Origin of the sequence: Lederbergia lenta NBRC 16444 (assembly GCF_001591545.1) — a bacterium.
GTDB classification, from domain to species: domain Bacteria; phylum Bacillota; class Bacilli; order Bacillales; family Bacillaceae_C; genus Lederbergia; species Lederbergia lenta.
Window position 1 is genome coordinate 16823 of the sequence record NZ_BCVC01000014.1, and the last position, 18812, is coordinate 35634.

The window sequence follows — 18812 nt, forward strand, 5'->3', positions numbered from 1 at the left end:
CATAGGCAACCCTATTGTGGGTTGTCTATTTTATTTGTGCAAAATCTTAACAGAACTTTAGGGGGATAGATCGTGAAGCAGCAAAATTCAAGAAATCTGTCAATAAGCACGAAATTAGTCACTGTTATGGTAAGTATTTTATTATTATTTGGGTTAGTAACTATGGGCCTTTCGTATTATATCGTAAAACAGAGTAATTTAAAAGATATGGATGAATCATTGCATGACAAAGGAATGATATTGGCTCAGACGATAGATAAGGATCAATTGGTATCTATATTAGAGCATCCGAGCGGTGATAATCCTGATGCAATTGAATTAACAAAGGAAATGGATGCTGTAAATGATAGCTCAGATATTATTACCAATCTATTTTTAATTACAATGGATGGTGAAAGTATCCATGCGCCAGCACTTTCATCAAGCATTTTAGATTTTGGTGCGGAATACAACCAAGACATGGTTGAAATGGGCCTTTCCCCAGATTTTCTCGCTAAAATTAAAGAGGTATTTGAAACTGGAAAATCCGCAGCTACAGAGATATACAGTGATGAGTTTGGAAGTTATAAAACTGGATTGACTCCAATATTGGATAATTCAGGTAAGATACTTGCACTTTATGCAATGGACTATGATGTTTCAATGGTAACTGCGAAAGCAATGTCAGAATCTATGTCGATTCTCTTGGTTACTGTCCTATTCTTAATCGGCTCTTCAGTCGCTGTTTATTTATTATTAAAAAGACAACTTACACCAATACAAGCACTTTCCTCTCTTTCTAAAAGGGTAGCAAAAGGTGAATTGGAAATGGACCCATTACCTGTGAAATCAAATGATGAAATTGGTCTTCTTACACGTAATTTCAATGTAATGATTGAAAATTTAAGATCTATTATTAAAAGTGCAACAAATGTTTCTTCTCAAGTATCGAATAGTTCTACGATATTGTCATCTAATATGCAGGAAGTAGCGGATTCTACTAATCACGTTGTTGCTTCTATGCAAGAAGTGGCAAGTGGAGCAGATTTGCAAGCGGAAAAAGCCAATCAAAGTACAAAGGTAATTGAGGAAATGAGTATTGGTATCCAGCGTGTTGCCATGTCGGCAAATCAGATTACGGAGTCATCATTGACTGCCTCCAAAGAAGCAGAAAAAGGAAATGATTCAACTCGTAGATCTGTCGAGCAAATGAATTCAATTAGTAAGGCTGTTAATCAATCAGCCACTTTAGTAAAACTACTTGGGGAACGCTCAGAAAAAATTGAAGAAATTGTGGACATTATTACCGGAATAGCTTCCCAGACGAACTTACTTGCTTTGAATGCTGCCATTGAAGCGGCCCGGGCAGGAGAAGCCGGTAGTGGATTTGCAGTAGTAGCAGAAGAGGTACGAAAACTTGCTGAACAGTCAGAAGGATCCGCGCGCCAAATATCTGCGCTTATCTCTCAAATACAAAGTGATACGGGAGAATCTGTGAATATGATGATTCATGCGGTAGAAGAAGTGGATAATGGATTAATTGTTGTAAATGAAACAGAACAATCATTTGGACATATTCTCACATCGATTCACCAAGTGGCCGATCAAATTCAAGATCTGTCGGCAGTATTTGAGGAAATGTCAGCTGGTACGGTAGAAGTGACGGACTCTGTTCAGCAAATGGAGATGATTTCTAATAGTTCAAGAGACAATACAAGAGCAGTGGCAGAAGCGTCCGTTTCTCAGCTGAATTCAGTAAATCAAATTTCTGATGAAGCGCAAGTCTTGAATGATTTATCAGATGAATTAATGCATGTTGTTAATAAATTTAAAGTACAGGAATGAGATAAAGTATTCACTGAAAGATAATTTGTTTTCAGTGAATACTTATTTTCGATGTACTAGCGAATACCATGTATTAAATGCTTTTGCACTTGTATTAAGAAATTGTAGGAGGTTGAGAGATTTGTTTGTTAATGCAGGAGAAGAAATAGTTTTAGATAAATCGTATTGGATGAAGAAAGTAGCGGAGCCTCTTCCATCTGCAGTATTGCCAACGGATTATCAACAGGGAACAGGTAAAGAGTTTATGGAGGGAACTATCATTCATCCAATAAAGCAAGAATTACTGTTACCATTATATGACTTTTCTATTAAGCAAGACACAGATCCTAATGTTGTTTTGTTAGCTTCATATATTTTGTGGGTGTATTTTAGTACAAATGAAGAAGATATTTTAATTGGAAATGCAATGAAGGAAAGTGAAGGCATTACCCCCATTCGCATTGATTTTCAAAAAAATCGAACAGTAAATAGCTTATTAAGTTATTTACAGGAGCAATTGGAAGAGAATAGAAAGCATGAAGTACTCTCACCAATCACTTTTGATAAGTTTCCAAATTGGCAAACTGTTTTTCAAATTGATCAATCAATAGATGTTAAGACAGAGCTCGCTTGGCGTATTCAGTTTGAAGAAAATCGAATGGTTAGTAACATTTCATACAATCAAAATCTATTCAAAAAGGAATCTATTAAAAGGTTTATTGGACAATATGAAAAAATCATAGAAACAATTATTCAGGAAGATCCACAATTACCTTTTGACCGCATTCAAATGCTGACAGATGAGGAATGGACATTATACCAGCAATTAAATGAGACAGACGCCCCGTATGCAAAAGAGAAAACAATCTCACAAGTTTTTTATGAAACTGCAAAGAAGTTTGCGGGTAATATTGCTCTATCTTCGTTTGAAGGTCAAATGACTTATCGTGAGCTAAATGAACGTTCAAACGAAATTGCTCATATGTTGATATCCAATGGAATGAAAAAAGGTGATTATGCAGCAATAGTGATGGAGCGTAGTATGGAAACAGTGATGAGCTTGCTAGGTATCCTTAAAGCTGGTGGAGTATATATTCCAATTGATCCATCTTATCCAAAAGAGCGGTGCCGTTATCTCCTAAATGATACAGGAGCACCTTTTATTTTAACAAAGCATGAACACAGACCTTTACTTTCTAACTTGTTGGATAATGATGATAAGCGGATGGTATTCGAAATGAACCATATGGAAAAGGAGTTTTCGAAAGAGGATGTTCATGTTGAATGTCATCCCTCTGATTTAGCATATATCATTTATACTTCTGGTTCTACTGGAAAGCCAAAGGGGACGATGCTTAGGCATGATTCCGTTATCAATTTAATCACTGATCATCAAAGGATTTATCAATCAACGGAACAAGATGTTTACACTCAATTCATCTCCTATAGCTTTGACCCCTCTGTAACGGAAACATTTACTGCATTCTTTTCCGGAGCTAGATTATATATGTTATCTAGCGCGGAGCGGGTATCTATTGAGGAATTCGCCGCTGCGATTAAGCGTGAAAAGGCTACAGCTACAACAGTACCGAATGCATTTTTTAATCAACTTGCCACACATTTACCAAAAGAAAGAAAGGAAGCATTGAAAACACTTAAATTTCTTTCGGTAGGTGGAGAAGCCCTGATGTATCCTATTGTCCAAAAGTGGCAGCAAAAATTTGGGACAAACATCGAAATTATCAATGTATATGGGCCGACAGAATGTACTGTATTATCTACGTATCATAAAGTACAAAACAATGTAGAGGAAAGTCAATCAAGCATCCCGATTGGAAGGCCGATTGCAAATTATGAAGCGTATATCGTGAATAAACATAATCTGCTTTGTCCAATCAATGTCCCAGGTGAGCTATGTATTGCTGGCGCTGGCTTGGCTTCGGGTTATTTAAACAGACCGGAAAATACGGCAGAAGCATTTGTACCTCATTTATTCTCAGTAGAGCCCCATAAAATGATGTATCGAACAGGTGACTTAGTTCGATTATTGCCAAGTGGTTCGATTGAGTTTGTTGGCCGTAAGGATTCGCAAATCAAAGTTAGGGGATTTCGAATTGAGATTGGAGAAATTGAAGCTGTATTAGCAAATGAATCTCGTATTCAAGAGGTTGTTATTCTTGCGAAAAAAATGGTAGATGGAAGCAATAGCTTGTTTGCTTACTACACAGTAAGTGGGGATATGCACATAAGGGAAGAGGAAATCAGAGAGTACCTTGTTGATAATCTACCAGAGTATATGGTTCCTGACCACTTTTTTCAGTTAGATGAAATGCCATTGTCCCCCACTGGGAAAATTAACCGTAAGCAATTAGCAGCAATTGAAAAAGCACCTGAAACAGATACATATGTTGCCCCGGAAAATGAAAATCAGCAAATTCTAGCTGACGCTTGGCAAAAGTCACTGGGTATCCCGTGTGTCGGCATTCGCGATAATTTCTTCCATATAGGTGGCCATTCTTTAAAAGTGCTGGAAATATTAGTTCAAGTAAAAAGGCATTTTCCATTTTTGAAAATACAAGATTTCTTCGAGCATCATACCATTGAAGAATTGGATGCATATATAAGTCAATACCAACCAGTTCAATCAGAAGCGCCAATCTCAAAAAAAGGTTTTATTTTAAAGGACCTAATGGAGCCGAGCATTTTACCTAATACAAGTACAATCCAGTCCCGACCAATGCATACAGTATTCTTAACAGGTGCAACAGGTTATTTAGGTAGTCATGTTTTATATGAAATATTGAAAAGAACAAGCGCTCATGTGTACTGCCTTATCCGGAAAAACTCACATGCCTCTATTGATGCTAAATTGGAGGACAGTATGCACTTTTATTTCGGTGAAAGCATAATGGAAATGATTAAAGAACGAGTAACCGTTATCCAAGGAGACCTAGGTGAAGAGAGGCTTGGTTTATCTAGTATAGATCGGAGTATGCTCGCGGAGAAAATCGATGCAATTATTCATTGTGGTGCGGATGTTAGGCATTTTGGCGATGCCTCTCATTTTAACAATGTAAATATAGAAGGCACTAAGTATTTGCTTGAACTTGCTAAATATAAAGAAGGTGTGCATTTTCACCATGTTTCAACAATTGGTATTCCGGAAGAGCTTGCTACAAGTCAGTGGGAGTATTATCTAGAAAAAGGTGACTTTGATTACGAGGTTCCACTTGAAAATGTGTATAACCAAAGCAAGCTAGAGGCTGAAAACATTGTTAGGAAAGCTGTAGAGGATCTTCCTGTTACTATATATCGAGTAGGAAATTTAACATGCCATTCTGAAAATGGAAAATTTCAACGTAATATGGACGATAATGCTTTTTATCGAATGATCAAGTCGATGCTTCATTTGAGAAAGACGCCGAAGGCAAACTGGCATATAGATTTTACTCCAATAAATTATGCTAGCCAAGCACTCGTTGCAATAGCTAGCAAGCCAAAATCTAACGGTCATATATTACATTTGTGTAATCCTGAGACGCTTACTTATACTCGCTTTATTGACGTATTGCAAGCACTTGGTTATGAGTTAGAGACAGTAGAGTCAGAGGAATATGAAGATTGGTTATTGAATGGGGAGCATGCATCGGAAACATCGGAATATTTATCATTAGCCATTGCCCAGCTTGAAGGAGACGGAGCTGGTGATTCTGAGTTTATTTTTAACAGTAAAAAAGCACAGGAGTTTTTGAAGAGTGCAGATGTAAAATGTGCAAAACCCAATCAAGCTTATATTGAAAAATTAATTAAATACGGAATAAAGGCAGGATATTTACCAGAACGGACTAAAAAAGATGTTGCCGAATAAACAATCAACGGGACTGCGAATATTCGCAGTCCATATTGGTCATCAATTATCACATCAAGAGTGGGATAAGTTTATCTTAAGTATTCCGGTTGAAGATCGAATTAGGATTGAGAACTATAAAAGCTGGATGGATAGACAACGGACTTTGCTCGGGACGGCTTTAGTGAAATGGAGCATCCAAAAGTTGGCGATTGTGAAACAGGGGTTTCGGACGGTGCGTGATGAAAACGGGCGGCCATATATTGATGGTAACTACAGCTGGCAAGGTGATTTTAATCTTTCTCATTCTGGTGAATGGATTGTTGTTGTCTTTGCTGAAAAGGGAAAAGTAGGCATTGATGTCGAAAGAATAGGTCCATTGAATGAAGCCGTTATGGAATATGCTTTGACGCAAGCTGAATGGAATATAGTGAGTAGACTGAAAGATGAAGACAAAACAACACAGTTTTATGAGATATGGACAAAGAAAGAAGCAATGTACAAGACAGGGTTATTTCCGAGTGCAATACCTAAATCATTAGATACTTTTCAAATGAAAGGTCTATACACACATTTATTCTACATAGATCCTTCCCATCCAGTTTCAGTCTGTTGGGATCAAGAGAAGCTTACTTGTGAAATAGTTATTTTAGATAGGGAAGAGCTAATCTTATATCCGAAATAATCTTTTTCCTAAGGGCGTATACACATTATTTCACCAACATATATTTAATAGTGAAAATATACGAGGGGGGATAATATGGGGCAAAGATTAATTAAGATTTCCATCGTTTATTTTTTGATTGGTATTTGCTTTGGATTATATATGTCCATATTTCATGTGTTCAATTTAGCTACCGTGCATGTCCATATTAATTTACTTGGCTGGATGTCTCTTTCTATTGCTGGTATTCTATATATTTTATTCCCACATCTTACACAGACATCAGTTGCAAAAGCCCACTTTTGGCTTCACAATATTGGTTTGCCAATGATGATGATCAGTATTGCCTTAGCTATTTTGGATGTTAATTCTGTATTCTTTCCATTAGCTACAATTGGTGGTGCAGTTACTGTCATTGGCATCTTTTGTTTCGGTTATAATATATTGAAAAATATAGGGGAAAAAGCATAATAAGATAGATATAAAGGGTACCTCGTCTATTTTAAGAGTGAGGTGCCTTTTTTTATGTAAGGGTCGTGCGCCAACTATGAAGAGGGTTATGAAAAAGGAAATATATGATCTGAACTAAAAGGTATTAAAATCCACCGCAGTTTTTTAAAGAGTGTTAATTTTCAAACAAAGTGTTGAATGCTCATTCCGTTACAGCTATAATGTTACTCAAAACGATTCGATGAATATCGGTGTTTCCTGAATAATTAAGATACTAAAAAGGAATTCTTGATCTCTATTCTAGAAATAATAAAAGTTCTGTAATGTAAACTTAAGCATATATAAGGAACAAGACTTCAAGAATAAGGGTGATTTTATGAGGAAGGTCAAGGTTGGGTTTATCGGTTGTGGACATATTAGCGAGGTTTATTTAAGGAATTGTACGGAAGTATTTGACATCTTAGAAGTAGTAGCGGTAGCGGATATGTTCCCTGAAATGGCCAAAAAAAGAGCGCAGCAGTTTGGTATTCCAAATGTGTTCACTGTGGATGAATTATTGGCTGATCAAGAAATTGAAATCGTTATCAACTTAACCTCACCAAAAGCGCATACTGAAGTGAATATGAAAATATTAAAAGCTGGGAAGCATGTGTACACGGAAAAACCTTTTGCTTTATCGCTTGAGGATGCTGATCAAGTATTGTCACTTGCGAAGGAAAAAGGACTGCGTATAGGAAGTGCACCCGATACATTTCTTGGTGGGCAACTCCAAACATGTCGCAAAATTATTGATGACGGATGGATTGGGACTGTCTATGCTGCAAATGGATCCATTTTAATGGGACATGCATGGAACGGTATGCACCCCAATATACATTCATTTATGGAGTTCGGTTGGGATCCTTTATATGACATGGCCCCTTACTGGTTAACGGCGATGGTTCATTTACTAGGCCCAGCGCGGAGGGTTTCCGGGTCTGTTGGGCAAGTTCGCAAAGAATTTCATATTGGAAATATGAAGTCCCCTCATTATGGGCAGACAATTCCGGTTACAGCGCCAATGAATGTAACTGCAATTATTGATTTTGATGGTGGTTCAACGGCACATCTGCTTGCAGCGAAGGAAAGCTTCGGATATTCCCCTAGAATGGAGGTTTATGGTACGGAAGGCATTCTTTATATAGAAGATCCGAATTTCTTTGGTGGAACAGTCCGGATACGTCAATCAAATGGTAAAGAACAGGAATTTCCGTATTCACATGGTTATTTAGAGGATAGCAGAGGGCTTGGAATTGCTGATATGGCGACAGCAATTGTAACTGGGAGACCACATCGAGCTAGTGGAGAGTTAGCAAGACATGTGCTTGATATATCGCACGCTATCCTTAAATCAGCAAATACGGATCGCCATATTTTAATTACAGCACCTTGTAAGCAACCATCACCGCTGCCACTTGGACTAAAGTTCAATCAGCTTGATCATTAAAAAAGGACGTGAATGACGATGAAATTTCCAATTGCTTTACAGCCTTATACAATTCGTGAAGAACTAGATAAGAATTTTTTTGGTTCCTTTCAACGAGTAGCTGATATTGGGTACCAAGGTGTGGAAGTTGGCATGCCGCCAAAAGGAATAACAGTGGAAGAGATGAAAAGCCGTTTGGATAACATGGCATTACAGGTTATTAGCTGTCACTCAAGTGTCGAACAACTAACAAGCGATTTATTAGCAGTAACAAATTTTGTGAATGAAATGGGAGGAAAATACATCGTTTTGTCCCATAGATTTAATACAAAGGAAGAGGTTCTTCAATCAGCAAAAGTCTTCAATCAAATTGGAGCCAGTACAAAGGAACAAGGAATTCAATTCTTATATCATAATCATGATTGGGAGTTTATTAAATTTGATGAGCAGTATGCGCTTGATATTTTACTAGACGAAACGGACCCAGATTTGGTAAAGCTAGAACTTGATACATATTGGGTGCAAAAAGGCGGTGAGGATCCTGCTAATTATTTGCGAAAACTCAATAATCGCTGTCCTTTGCTACATGTGAAAGATATGGAATCAGATGACGATCAATTTTTTGCAGAGGTAGGAGAAGGGATACTAGATTTTCAAGAAATCATTCAAGTAGCATCGGATATAGGCACGGAATGGCTTGTTGTGGAACAGGATCTATCGCGCCGTGACGTATTTGAGTCTATTAAAACAAGCTATATTAATTTAAGAGAAATGGGTGTGATCTAGGGTGAGGTCAGAGCTTAATGTAGGTCTGATTGGATATGGATTTGCTGGGAGAGCCTTTCACGCACCTGTTATTACATCTGTTTCTGGCTTGAAGTTGAAAAAAGTAGTGGAACGCCGTAGTGAGCGATCAAAGGAGAGGTACCCTTGGGTGGAAATCGTCCGTGATGCTAGTGATTTGTATGATGATCCCAATATAGACGTAATTGTGGTGACTACTCCAAGTACAGATCACTACCAATTTGTCCATGATGCACTGTCCGCAGGCAAGCATGTAGTTGTAGAGAAACCATTTACTACCACAGTGGAAGAAGCAGATGAATTAATGGAACTAGCCAAGAAAAAAGAATTGGTGCTCAGTGTGTTTCACAATAGACGATGGGATGGGGATTTTCAAACGATTCGTGAAATAGTGAGAAAGGAACTTATTGGAGAGGTAATGGAGTGTGAAATTCATTGGCACGGCTTCAATCCGAAAGTGTCTAATAATTGGCGGGATAAGAAAGGTCAAGGTACAGGAGTACTGTACGACCTCGGTGTGCATTTATTGGATCAAGCTGTTTGTCTATTCGGTATGCCGAAAACTATTTTCGCTGATATTCAGATTCAACGAGAAGGTGGACTTTCACATGATTATTTTGATGTAACACTCGGGTATGGCAGCAAATTGAAGGTATCCCTAAAGTCATCTCGTTTTGTACTAAATCATGGTCCTCGTTATATCCTTCATGGTGATAAGGGATCATTCGTTAAATATGGGCTCGATCCTCAAGAAGAAGCCCTTATTGAAGGTAAAACCCCAGCCGCGTCTTCTGGCTGGGGGGAAGAGCCACAGGAGATGTGGGGGAATCTTGATACTCACATTGGGGATTTGCACTTCACAGGGGCACTAGAAACAATTCCAGGTGCTTATCAGGATTATTACCAGAATATTTATGACCATATTAAAGGATTATCAGATCTGGAGGTTAAGCCAGAAGAAGCGAGGATGAATATTCGTCTAATTGAGTTGGCGTTGCAAAGTCATAAAGAAGGTAGAATGATACTAGTAACACGGTGAGAGTAACTGCTAGAGAGGATGGAGAGTAAATTGTTCCCATTTAAGGTAGCGCTCAATACATCGACATTATTTCCTTTCAAATTGAATGTGATCCAACAAGTGAGGATAGCTGCTGAAGCCGGGTATGAAGGGATCGAGCTTTGGATGAAAGATATTGAAACCTATCTTGCAGGCGGTGGAACGATCGAAGATTTAAAACATGCACTAAGTTGCGCAAATATAGAATTTATCAATGCGATTGCATTTTTTAAATGGGCTGACGCGGATGCGGAGATAAGGGAGAAAGCTTTCAAACAGGCTAAAGGAGAAATGGAACTGCTTACTTCGTTGGGGTGTAAGTTAATAGCTGCTCCTCCTTTTGGAGATGTTGGGACAGTGAAGTTAGATGAGGCGACAGGATACTTTGAGCACTTGGTTGTCATGGGAAGAGAAATCGGTGTGGAGCCAATTCTTGAATTTTGGGGAAAGGCGCAGAAGCTTTCAACACTATCTGAGGCTCATTACGTACTTGAAACGTCTTCCATTCAAAATACTAAGATGTTAATTGATCCTTTTCATATGTATATCGGAGGCAGTGATTTTTTTAGATTAAAGGAACTACGTGGAGAGCAAATTGGAATATTTCATGTTAATGATTATCCTCCAATCCCAGAAATAGAAAAATTGGAGGATAGCGACCGCGTCTTCCCGGGGGAAGGTATTGCTCCATCTAATGAAATCGCCCAAACGTTATATAATATTCATTACTCTGGATACTTATCATTAGAATTATTTATAGAGGACTATAAAGGGAAAAGTGCTTTAGAAGTTATTAAGCACGGTTTACAGGCATTAAAGAACTCGTATTCTATAAACTAGACGTTACATGTGTTATCAACTTAATATAACATCTTCAATCTCGGCGCAAAGTATGAAATATTAAGAAATGTATGCGTTAGTAAAAAAAATGAACCACTTCGCCTACTATTTTTGCAATGAAATATGACCTGACCTCAAATGATATAGTTATGAAGATGGGATTAACTTGATTCAATAAGAAGAGAAGTAAATAGATCCGTAATTAATGATTAAAAGGTCGACCTGATTGGGTAATCGGATCGACCTTTTAAAAGCATTCAGAGGAAGCAGATAATAGAGTGCCATATAACTTTTCTTTATATATTACAGTTTTGAACGGATTCTCCTTCGAGTAGTTCTACAGTAATTTTTGGAGCCGAGATAGGTTCATTTTGTATTAAACGTAATAACTGCTCAGCGGCTTTTGCCCCCCACTCAGCTTTTGAATAATGAATGGTTGATAGCCGGGGAACAATATAACGTGAAACTTCTATATTATCAAAGCCGATAATATGAATATGTACACCAACAATATAATCTGTAGTTGCTAAATAGTCATACATACCAATCGCCATCACATCGTTAAAACAGAAGACGGCTACTGGTTCTGTATAATCACGAATGATTTGTCGGGCAGCTAGCTCCCCTGACTTTTTATTAAAATCCCCATTAATAACTTTATAGGACACTTGTTGCTGCTTCTTTAATATATTTAATCCAGCATGAAGTCGTTGCTGTGAGTCGTATGATCCATCAGGTCCCGTAAGTAAGAATAGTTTTCGGTGTCCCTTTTTTATTAAAAATTGGATTGCAAGCTCTGTACCTGCTCGATTATCTAGAAGTACCGGAGAGATATTAGCATGCTCCATTTCTCTATCAAGTACTACAATGTTATGACCTCGCTGTGCATGGTTAAGTAACTCCTGATCAGAAAAGGTTTCATCAAGTACGATGGCTCCGTCCATAATTCCCTCTGGAAGAAAGCGGTGGGAACGCTTACCTCCACATGCGATTAAATCATATTCCTGTTTATTTAACGCTTCTCGCATCCCATGCAGTAATGGACCATAAAACGGACCGCCATAATCTGGCAAGAATGCCCCTATTATTTTCGTTTGCCTCATTTTTAAAGTCCTTGCTGCTGCATTTGGTACATAATTCAATTCTTTAGCAATCGCTAATATTTTAGCGCTTGTTTCCTTGGTGACTTTTGCGCTTCCATTCAAAGCGTATGAAACAGTTGATATAGAAACACCTGCTTTTTTGGCAATGTCCTTTATACTCACCATTTTAAATCTCTCCAATCATGCCGTTCTATCTATTCTAATCTATATCTGACATAGTTTCGAATTATTTGCGAGAATATAATATAATCCTTGGAAATCCCTACAAGAACGACAATTGCTTCATCATTTGCAATTACCTTTATTTCTTTAATAGGTTCCACGTCGGGAAAAATAATAACAGATCAAGTAGGTTATTATCCTGCTCTTATCATGGTAGTTTCTAGTATTACAACAGCAGCTATTGGAGCTTATATTGGGAAAAGGTGAAAACGAAAGTACTGCAAATGATGTTGGCAGTAATCATTTTTGTGACTTCAATGAAAATTTGGCTAGATACACTACGATAAATCCCAAAAGGGTAGAAAAATATGTAATAATATATAAGTGTAAGCGCTTTATATATATTGTTGTTTTTTCTGCATAGTATTATATAGAACGGAAAAGTTAGTTGAAGTGTTAGGGAGGATGAAAATGAAAGTTACACCAATTGATAAAGAAAGAATAACAGACATGGTAAAACTTTGGAATAAGGAAATAGGCCAACACTTTCCAATGAGAGAAGAATTGTTTGAACAAAATAGCATGGATGATGAAAATGTATTGGAATCAGGATCAGGTATTGCTTTGAACCAGAATGATGAGGTAATCGGCTTTGTTGTGAGTAAACGATGGCAGGAAGATATTGATGTGAAGATGAATAAGGAGACCGGCTGGATTCAAGTATTGATCGTCGATTCCGAGTATCGCAGACAGGGGGTAGGGGTTGCTTTGCTTGAAAAAGCGGAGAATGCTTTAAAATTAGCTGGTGTGGTTAAAATTACTTTCGGGAGTGATCCATGGCATTACTTCCCTGGCTTGCCCAGTGGATTCGAGGATACTATAAGATGGTTTGGTAAACAAGGATATAAAAAGGATATGGAAACCTATGATTTAATTGCTCACTATGAGGATGAAATAGAAAGTGAAATGCCTGAACAAAAAGAAGTAGAATTTATGATGTTAAAGGCAGAGGAGAAGGATCAGTTTATAGATTTTATGCATCGAACCTTCCCAGGTCGTTGGGAATATGAAGCGATCCAGTATTTTAAAAAGGGAGGAACAGGTAGAGAATTTGTTGTATTAAAAAGAAAGGGAGAAATTTTTGGATTCTGTAGAATAAATGATATACACTCACCCTTCATTGCGCAAAATGTTTATTGGTCACCATTATTTAACACACCATTAGGGGGGATTGGACCACTTGGAGTGGATCCAAGTATACGCGGAAATGGATATGGCTTGGCTATCGTAGAAGCTGGGGTTCACTTTTTGAGAAATAGGGGTATTCATTCCATTATTATTGATTGGACTGAATTTATTGATTTCTACGAAAAACTAGGCTATGAAGCTTGGCAAAAGTATGAATCTTATAGTAAAGAATTATAAAACAGCAGCGTTGAATTATTGATAAGTAAGTAGACTAATTGATAAAAAGTACATATATTTACTTGTATAATGTTTTGAATTAAGTGAAGATACACGGATATCTCTACTTAATTTAAGAAGTTTAATAGAATAAACACTTAATTTATAATGATTACAAACAAATATTTATTTTTACTTGAAATCTATTATCTCTTTTGATATTATGTAATTAACAAACAATATTACATATAAAGGCGGGGATTTATTTGAGTAATCATAATCAAAAACTTACGACAAGTTGGGGAGCGCCGGTTGGCGATAACCAGAATTCGGTGACAGCTGGTTCACGTGGACCTACGCTTATTCAAGATGTTCACTTATTAGAAAAGCTTGCGCATTTTAACCGTGAACGTATTCCTGAACGTGTAGTTCATGCAAAAGGTGCAGGTGCACATGGATATTTTGAAGTAACGAATGATCTTTCCAAATATACGAAGGCTGACTTCTTATCAGAAGTTGGCAAGCGTACACCAATGTTTATCCGATTTTCAACAGTAGCTGGTGAACTTGGATCTGCAGATACTGTTCGTGACCCACGCGGATTTTCAGTGAAATTTTATACTGAAGAGGGAAATTATGACTTAGTTGGAAACAATACACCAGTATTCTTTATTCGTGATGCAATTAAATTCCCGGACTTTATCCATACACAAAAAAGAGATCCACAAACGCATTTGAAGAATCCAACAGCAGTTTGGGATTTTTGGTCATTATCACCTGAATCATTGCACCAAGTAACTACATTGATGTCTGATCGTGGGATTCCCGCTACATTCCGACACATGCATGGATTCGGAAGCCACACATTCAAATGGGTGAATGCTGAAGGTGAAGGAGTATGGGTGAAATATCATTTTAAAACAGAACAAGGTGTTAAAAACTTGGATGTCAATCTTGCTGCTAAGCTAGCGGGAGAAAATCCGGATTATCATACACAAGATTTATTCAATGCAATTGAAAATGGAGATTTCCCAGCATGGAAATTATGCGTTCAAATTATGCCACTTGAAGATGCAGACACATACCGTTTTGATCCATTTGATGTAACAAAAGTATGGTCCCAAAAAGATTATCCTTTAATTGAAGTAGGACGCATGGTTCTAAATCGCAATCCAGAGAACTATTTTGCAGAAGTTGAGCAAGCGACATTCTCGCCTGGTACGCTTGTACCGGGAATTGATGTATCCCCAGATAAAATGTTACAAGGACGTTTGTTTGCTTATCATGATGCACACCGTTATCGTGTTGGAGCGAATCATCAAATGTTGCCGATCAATCGCGCCAAAAACGAAGTGAATAACTATCAACGTGATGGTGCAATGCGATTCGATAATAACGGCGGAGGTTCTGTTTATTATGAGCCAAATAGCTTTGGGGGACCAAAAGAAACTCCGGAGAACCAACAGCATAGTTTACCAGTTACAGGTGTGACAGGAAGTGTCGCATATGATCATAACGATCATTACACCCAGCCAGGGGATTTATATCGTTTGCTTACAGAAGAAGAGCGCACTCGTCTTGTAGCAAATATCGTAGATGCAATGAAACCAGTTGAAAAAGAGGAAATTAAGCTTCGTCAAATCAGCCATTTCTATAAAGCTGATCCGGAATACGGAACACGAATTGCTGAGGGACTTGGCTTGAAAGTACCGAGTCAAGAAGTATTATCTTAATTTAGTAGACTAAAAGGAAGCAGACTCTAGGCGAGTCTGCTTTAGAGTAAAGGTAAAAGGTAGTTGGAATGTGCTCATTCCAACTACCTTTTTTCCCTTTTCTTGGTTTTATCACGTAGAGTAAACGACCACCTTTATTAAATTGATGGGATAAATATTAGGGTAAATGGACCAATGAAGTATTCAATTACAATATCTATTTTGCGAGCCTATTGTCATGAGAAATTATATTGTTCATCTAATAGATCATGTTTATGATTTTGTATCCTGGTCATCATCCTGCATCCCTTATATGTTTGGTGAAATTTCCACTTGCCCGCGTAAAATACGGGAAAATTCACTCTATCCTAGATAATCCATTTATTAGGTTAGTTTATGGTCTGAAGTCGACTTAATGCGGTTCGGTATATTTTACATTATAGGATAAATAAAAATATGGTAAGAATCTAAAAGAAGGCCATATATTTAGATAAAGGAGGTCAGACCAAATAAGTAGGCCAATATAGAATTTGGTGCTATAAAACTGTATATAGGACACTTTAGTTTTTAGAACCGATCATACTAAGATGGCATCTACGTATAGAAAAAGGAGGAATCTAAATGAAGAAAAATCTTATGCTTCAAATTCTCATTGCCTTTATTCTTGCGATTATTGTAGGCTCCATTTTTGGATCAAAAGCTACTGTTGTTCAGCCATTAGGTGATCTGTTTTTAAGACTAATTAAGTTCATTATTGTTCCATTAATCTTATCCACTATTATCGTTGGTGTTACGGGAGCTGGCGGAATCAAAAAGTTGGGAAGTATTGGTGGGAAGACTGTATTATACTTTCTTGTTACAAGTTTGGCGGCCATTTCCATTGGGTTACTAGCAGGATTTGTTTTTTCCCCAGGTACGGGGACAGATGTGGTACTAGAAGGCGGTGCTGCTGAAACAGTTACATCTGATGGAGTAATTACTACATTATTGAATATTATACCGACTAACCCGATCGAAGCATTAACTTCAGGGGCAGTTTTACAGATTATCTTCTTTGCGATCTTTCTTGGAGTTGGGATTACACTTGTTGGAGAGAAAGGCAAGCCGGTGCAGGACTTTTTTGAAGGTCTTGCCGAGGTGATGTATAAAATAACAGGGATAATTATGAAGCTTGTTCCAATTGGAGTATTTGGCCTGTTAGCTCCTATCGTCGGTACCTATGGATTACCTGTTTTACTTCCGCTAATCAAAGTTATTATAGCAATGCTTGTAGCAGTCATCATTCATGTGGCAATAACGTATTCACTTGCTGTGAAAACACTCGGAAAAATGAGTCCAAACCAATTTCTTAAAGGGATTTTCCCAGCAGCTTCCGTTGCATTTGCCACGTGTAGTAGCTCTGGCACCTTGCCCGTTACGATGAAAAATGTGCAAGAGAATTTAGGTGTATCAAAAGAAACAAGTAGCTTTGTTTTACCACTTGGTGCCACGATTAACATGGACGGAACAGCAATCTATATGGGGATAGCTGTTATGTTTATCGCTCAATACTTTGGAGAGTCATTGAGCTTCTCGCAGATTTTAATAGTAGCCCTTATGGGAACACTAGCTTCGATTGGCGCTGCAGGTGTGCCTGGTGCAGGCTTGATTATGCTCACAATGGTTTTAACTGCGGTGAATCTTCCACTTGAAGGGATTGCATTGATTGCCGGCATTGATCGGGTTCTCGATATGCTGAGAACATCGGTTAACATAATGGGTGATGCCTCCGCTTGTGTGGTAGTAGAAAGTTCACTAGGAAATAAGCAATTGATAGTAGAAGAAAATTCATCAACAATATCTTAAAATGAGATGGGCCGGGTGATATATAAACTTGGCCCACTATTTTATGTGACGAAATGGAGAAAAGCTGATATAATTAGCATATAGTTTGTTTGGGAAACAAACTATATGCTTTCACTCAAGTTATTAACGTAATAAAGAGAAAGTATGTTAAAATCGACATATAATGAATTAAAGTGGTTGAATTTTCTGTCGGCTGCTTGAAAATACTATTAAAAATAAGCTTCAAGTATAAAGGAGGAACTAACATTGTCAAAACAGCAAATTGGTGTTGTCGGATTAGCAGTAATGGGTAAAAACCTGGCTATGAATATCGAAAGTAGAGGTTATTCTGTATCAGTTTATAACCGCTCTTCCCATAGAACAGAGGATATGATGCAAAATGAGGCAAAGGGTAAAAATGTGGTTGCTACATATTCAATCGAAGAATTTGTTAATTCATTAGAAAAGCCACGAAAAATTTTACTTATGGTACAAGCTGGTGCTCCTACGGATGCAACAATTGAATCATTAAAGCCATATTTAGAAAAAGGCGATATTCTCATTGACGGTGGAAATACATTCTTCCCTGATACGATCCGTCGTAACAAAGAATTAAGTGAAGCAGGCCTTCATTTTATTGGTACTGGTGTTTCGGGTGGAGAAGAAGGAGCTTTAACTGGTCCTTCAATCATGCCTGGTGGTCAAAAGGAAGCTTATGAACTTGTTGCACCTATTTTTGAAGCGATCGCTGCAAAAGTAGATGGAGAAGCATGTACTACATACATTGGTCCAGATGGGGCCGGCCATTATGTGAAAATGGTGCATAATGGAATTGAATATGGTGATATGCAACTGATTTGTGAGGCTTACTTTATGATGAAAAATATTTTAGGGCTTAATGCTGAAGAGTTGCATAAAGTGTTTTCAGAATGGAATAAAGGTGAACTTGATAGCTATTTAATTGAGATTACTGCTGATATTTTTACAAAAACAGACGAGGAAACTGGTAAACCTTTAGTTGATGTCATTCTGGACACAGCTGGTCAAAAAGGAACAGGGAAATGGACAAGTCAAAATGCACTTGATCTAGGTGTTCCACTTCCATTAGTTACTGAATCGGTCTTTGCTCGCTTCATTTCAGCAATGAAAGATGAGCGTGTGGCAGCAAGTAAAATATTAAGAGGTCCTGAAGTAACAGCTTATGAAGGCGATAAAGACGAGTTAATCGAAGCAATTCGTAAAGCATTATATATGAGTAAAATTTGTTCATATGCTCAAGGATTTGCACAAATGCGTGCAGCATCAGAAGAATATAACTGGGACTTAAAATACGGCGATATCGCAATGATTTTCCGCGGAGGATGTATCATCCGTGCACAATTCTTACAAAAAATCAAAGAAGCATATGATAAAGACCCAGCATTAGCTAACCTGTTGCTTGATCCATACTTCAAAGAAATCGTTGAAGGCTACCAGCAGGCATTAAGGAAAGTAGTTTCTATTGCTGTAGAGCGAGGAATTGCAGTACCGTGTTTCGCAAGCGCTGCTGCTTATTATGACAGCTACCGCACAGAAACACTACCAGCAAACCTACTACAAGCTCAACGCGATTACTTCGGTGCACATACATATAACCGCATCGATAAAGAAGGAACATTCCACACAGAGTGGATGGAA

13 protein-coding genes and 1 pseudogene are annotated in these 18812 nt (G+C 37.8%); 13 read left to right on the plus strand and 1 reads right to left on the minus strand.

Features of this window, described 5'->3' with window-relative positions; genetic code table 11:
- The first annotated feature begins 72 nt into the window (after positions 1-72).
- From BLE01S_RS19595 to BLE01S_RS19630, 8 genes are all read left to right on the plus strand, one after another.
- Positions 73-1824 carry a methyl-accepting chemotaxis protein gene (locus BLE01S_RS19595; protein WP_066146537.1) on the plus strand — a complete coding sequence of 584 codons (1752 nt, stop codon included), beginning with the start codon at positions 73-75 and terminating at the stop codon, positions 1822-1824.
- 121 nt (positions 1825-1945) lie between these two features.
- On the plus strand, positions 1946-5671 hold the full coding sequence (locus tag BLE01S_RS19600; RefSeq protein ID WP_231955867.1) for a non-ribosomal peptide synthetase family protein: 3726 nt from the start codon (positions 1946-1948) through the stop codon (positions 5669-5671).
- The gene (locus BLE01S_RS19605) at positions 5658-6335 is read left to right on the plus strand and encodes a 4'-phosphopantetheinyl transferase family protein (protein ID WP_066146539.1); all 678 of its coding nucleotides are present in this window, start codon (positions 5658-5660) and stop codon (positions 6333-6335) included. Before BLE01S_RS19600 ends, BLE01S_RS19605 begins: the two co-directional genes overlap by 14 nt.
- 75 nt (positions 6336-6410) lie before the next feature.
- Positions 6411-6785, plus strand: a complete 375-nt coding sequence (locus BLE01S_RS19610) for a cytochrome-c oxidase (RefSeq protein ID WP_066146542.1) — start codon at positions 6411-6413, stop codon at positions 6783-6785.
- 355 nt (positions 6786-7140) lie between these two features.
- The gene (locus BLE01S_RS19615) at positions 7141-8250 is read left to right on the plus strand and encodes a Gfo/Idh/MocA family protein (RefSeq protein WP_066146545.1); all 1110 of its coding nucleotides are present in this window, start codon (positions 7141-7143) and stop codon (positions 8248-8250) included.
- Between the two features lie 18 nt (positions 8251-8268).
- Positions 8269-9015 (plus strand): sugar phosphate isomerase/epimerase family protein, encoded by a 747-nt coding sequence (locus tag BLE01S_RS19620; RefSeq protein WP_066146548.1) that lies wholly within the window; start codon positions 8269-8271, stop codon positions 9013-9015.
- A 1-nt stretch (position 9016) separates the two neighbouring features.
- On the plus strand, positions 9017-10072 hold the full coding sequence (locus tag BLE01S_RS19625; protein ID WP_066146551.1) for an oxidoreductase: 1056 nt from the start codon (positions 9017-9019) through the stop codon (positions 10070-10072).
- A gap of 18 nt (positions 10073-10090) precedes the next feature.
- Positions 10091-10930 (plus strand): sugar phosphate isomerase/epimerase family protein, encoded by an 840-nt coding sequence (locus BLE01S_RS19630; RefSeq protein ID WP_082788840.1) that lies wholly within the window; start codon positions 10091-10093, stop codon positions 10928-10930.
- Positions 10931-11226: 296 nt separating this feature from the next.
- On the opposite strand, the gene BLE01S_RS19635 is transcribed toward BLE01S_RS19630, so the two are convergent.
- A complete protein-coding gene (locus BLE01S_RS19635; RefSeq protein ID WP_066146559.1) occupies positions 11227-12198 on the minus strand; it encodes a LacI family DNA-binding transcriptional regulator in 972 nt (323 codons plus the stop codon).
- 87 nt (positions 12199-12285) lie between these two features.
- On the opposite strand from BLE01S_RS19635, the pseudogene BLE01S_RS21515 reads away from it, so the two are divergent.
- The 5 genes and pseudogenes from BLE01S_RS21515 to gnd all read left to right on the plus strand — a co-directional run.
- A pseudogene (locus BLE01S_RS21515) lies at positions 12286-12542 on the plus strand (TSUP family transporter); the annotation flags it as partial.
- Between the two features lie 124 nt (positions 12543-12666).
- Complete coding sequence (locus tag BLE01S_RS19640; protein ID WP_082788841.1) at positions 12667-13620, plus strand: GNAT family N-acetyltransferase; 954 nt, start codon at positions 12667-12669, stop codon at positions 13618-13620.
- A gap of 245 nt (positions 13621-13865) precedes the next feature.
- Positions 13866-15332, plus strand: coding sequence for a catalase KatA (gene katA / locus BLE01S_RS19645; protein ID WP_066146568.1), 1467 nt, complete (start codon positions 13866-13868; stop codon positions 15330-15332).
- 600 nt (positions 15333-15932) lie between these two features.
- Positions 15933-17156, plus strand: a complete 1224-nt coding sequence (locus BLE01S_RS19650; protein WP_066146571.1) for a dicarboxylate/amino acid:cation symporter — start codon at positions 15933-15935, stop codon at positions 17154-17156.
- Between the two features lie 246 nt (positions 17157-17402).
- Positions 17403-18812 (plus strand): NADP-dependent phosphogluconate dehydrogenase (gene gnd / locus BLE01S_RS19655; protein WP_066146574.1); only part of this gene is annotated, 1410 nt, incomplete at its 3' end.

What these genes read in the sequence shown, in the direction of transcription:
- BLE01S_RS19605 (WP_066146539.1), top strand. Translation starts at nt 5,658, where the DNA reads ATGTTGCCGAATAAACAATCAACGGGACTGCGAATATTCGCAGTCCAT.
- BLE01S_RS19610 (WP_066146542.1), top strand. Translation starts at nt 6,411, where the DNA reads ATGGGGCAAAGATTAATTAAGATTTCCATCGTTTATTTTTTGATTGGT.
- BLE01S_RS19615 (WP_066146545.1), top strand. Translation starts at nt 7,141, where the DNA reads ATGAGGAAGGTCAAGGTTGGGTTTATCGGTTGTGGACATATTAGCGAG.
- BLE01S_RS19620 (WP_066146548.1), top strand. Translation starts at nt 8,269, where the DNA reads ATGAAATTTCCAATTGCTTTACAGCCTTATACAATTCGTGAAGAACTA.
- BLE01S_RS19630 (WP_082788840.1), top strand. Translation starts at nt 10,091, where the DNA reads ATGGAGAGTAAATTGTTCCCATTTAAGGTAGCGCTCAATACATCGACA.
- BLE01S_RS19635 (WP_066146559.1), bottom strand. Translation starts at nt 12,198, where the DNA reads ATGGTGAGTATAAAGGACATTGCCAAAAAAGCAGGTGTTTCTATATCA.
- BLE01S_RS19650 (WP_066146571.1), top strand. Translation starts at nt 15,933, where the DNA reads ATGAAGAAAAATCTTATGCTTCAAATTCTCATTGCCTTTATTCTTGCG.
- BLE01S_RS19640 (WP_082788841.1), top strand. Translation starts at nt 12,667, where the DNA reads ATGAAAGTTACACCAATTGATAAAGAAAGAATAACAGACATGGTAAAA.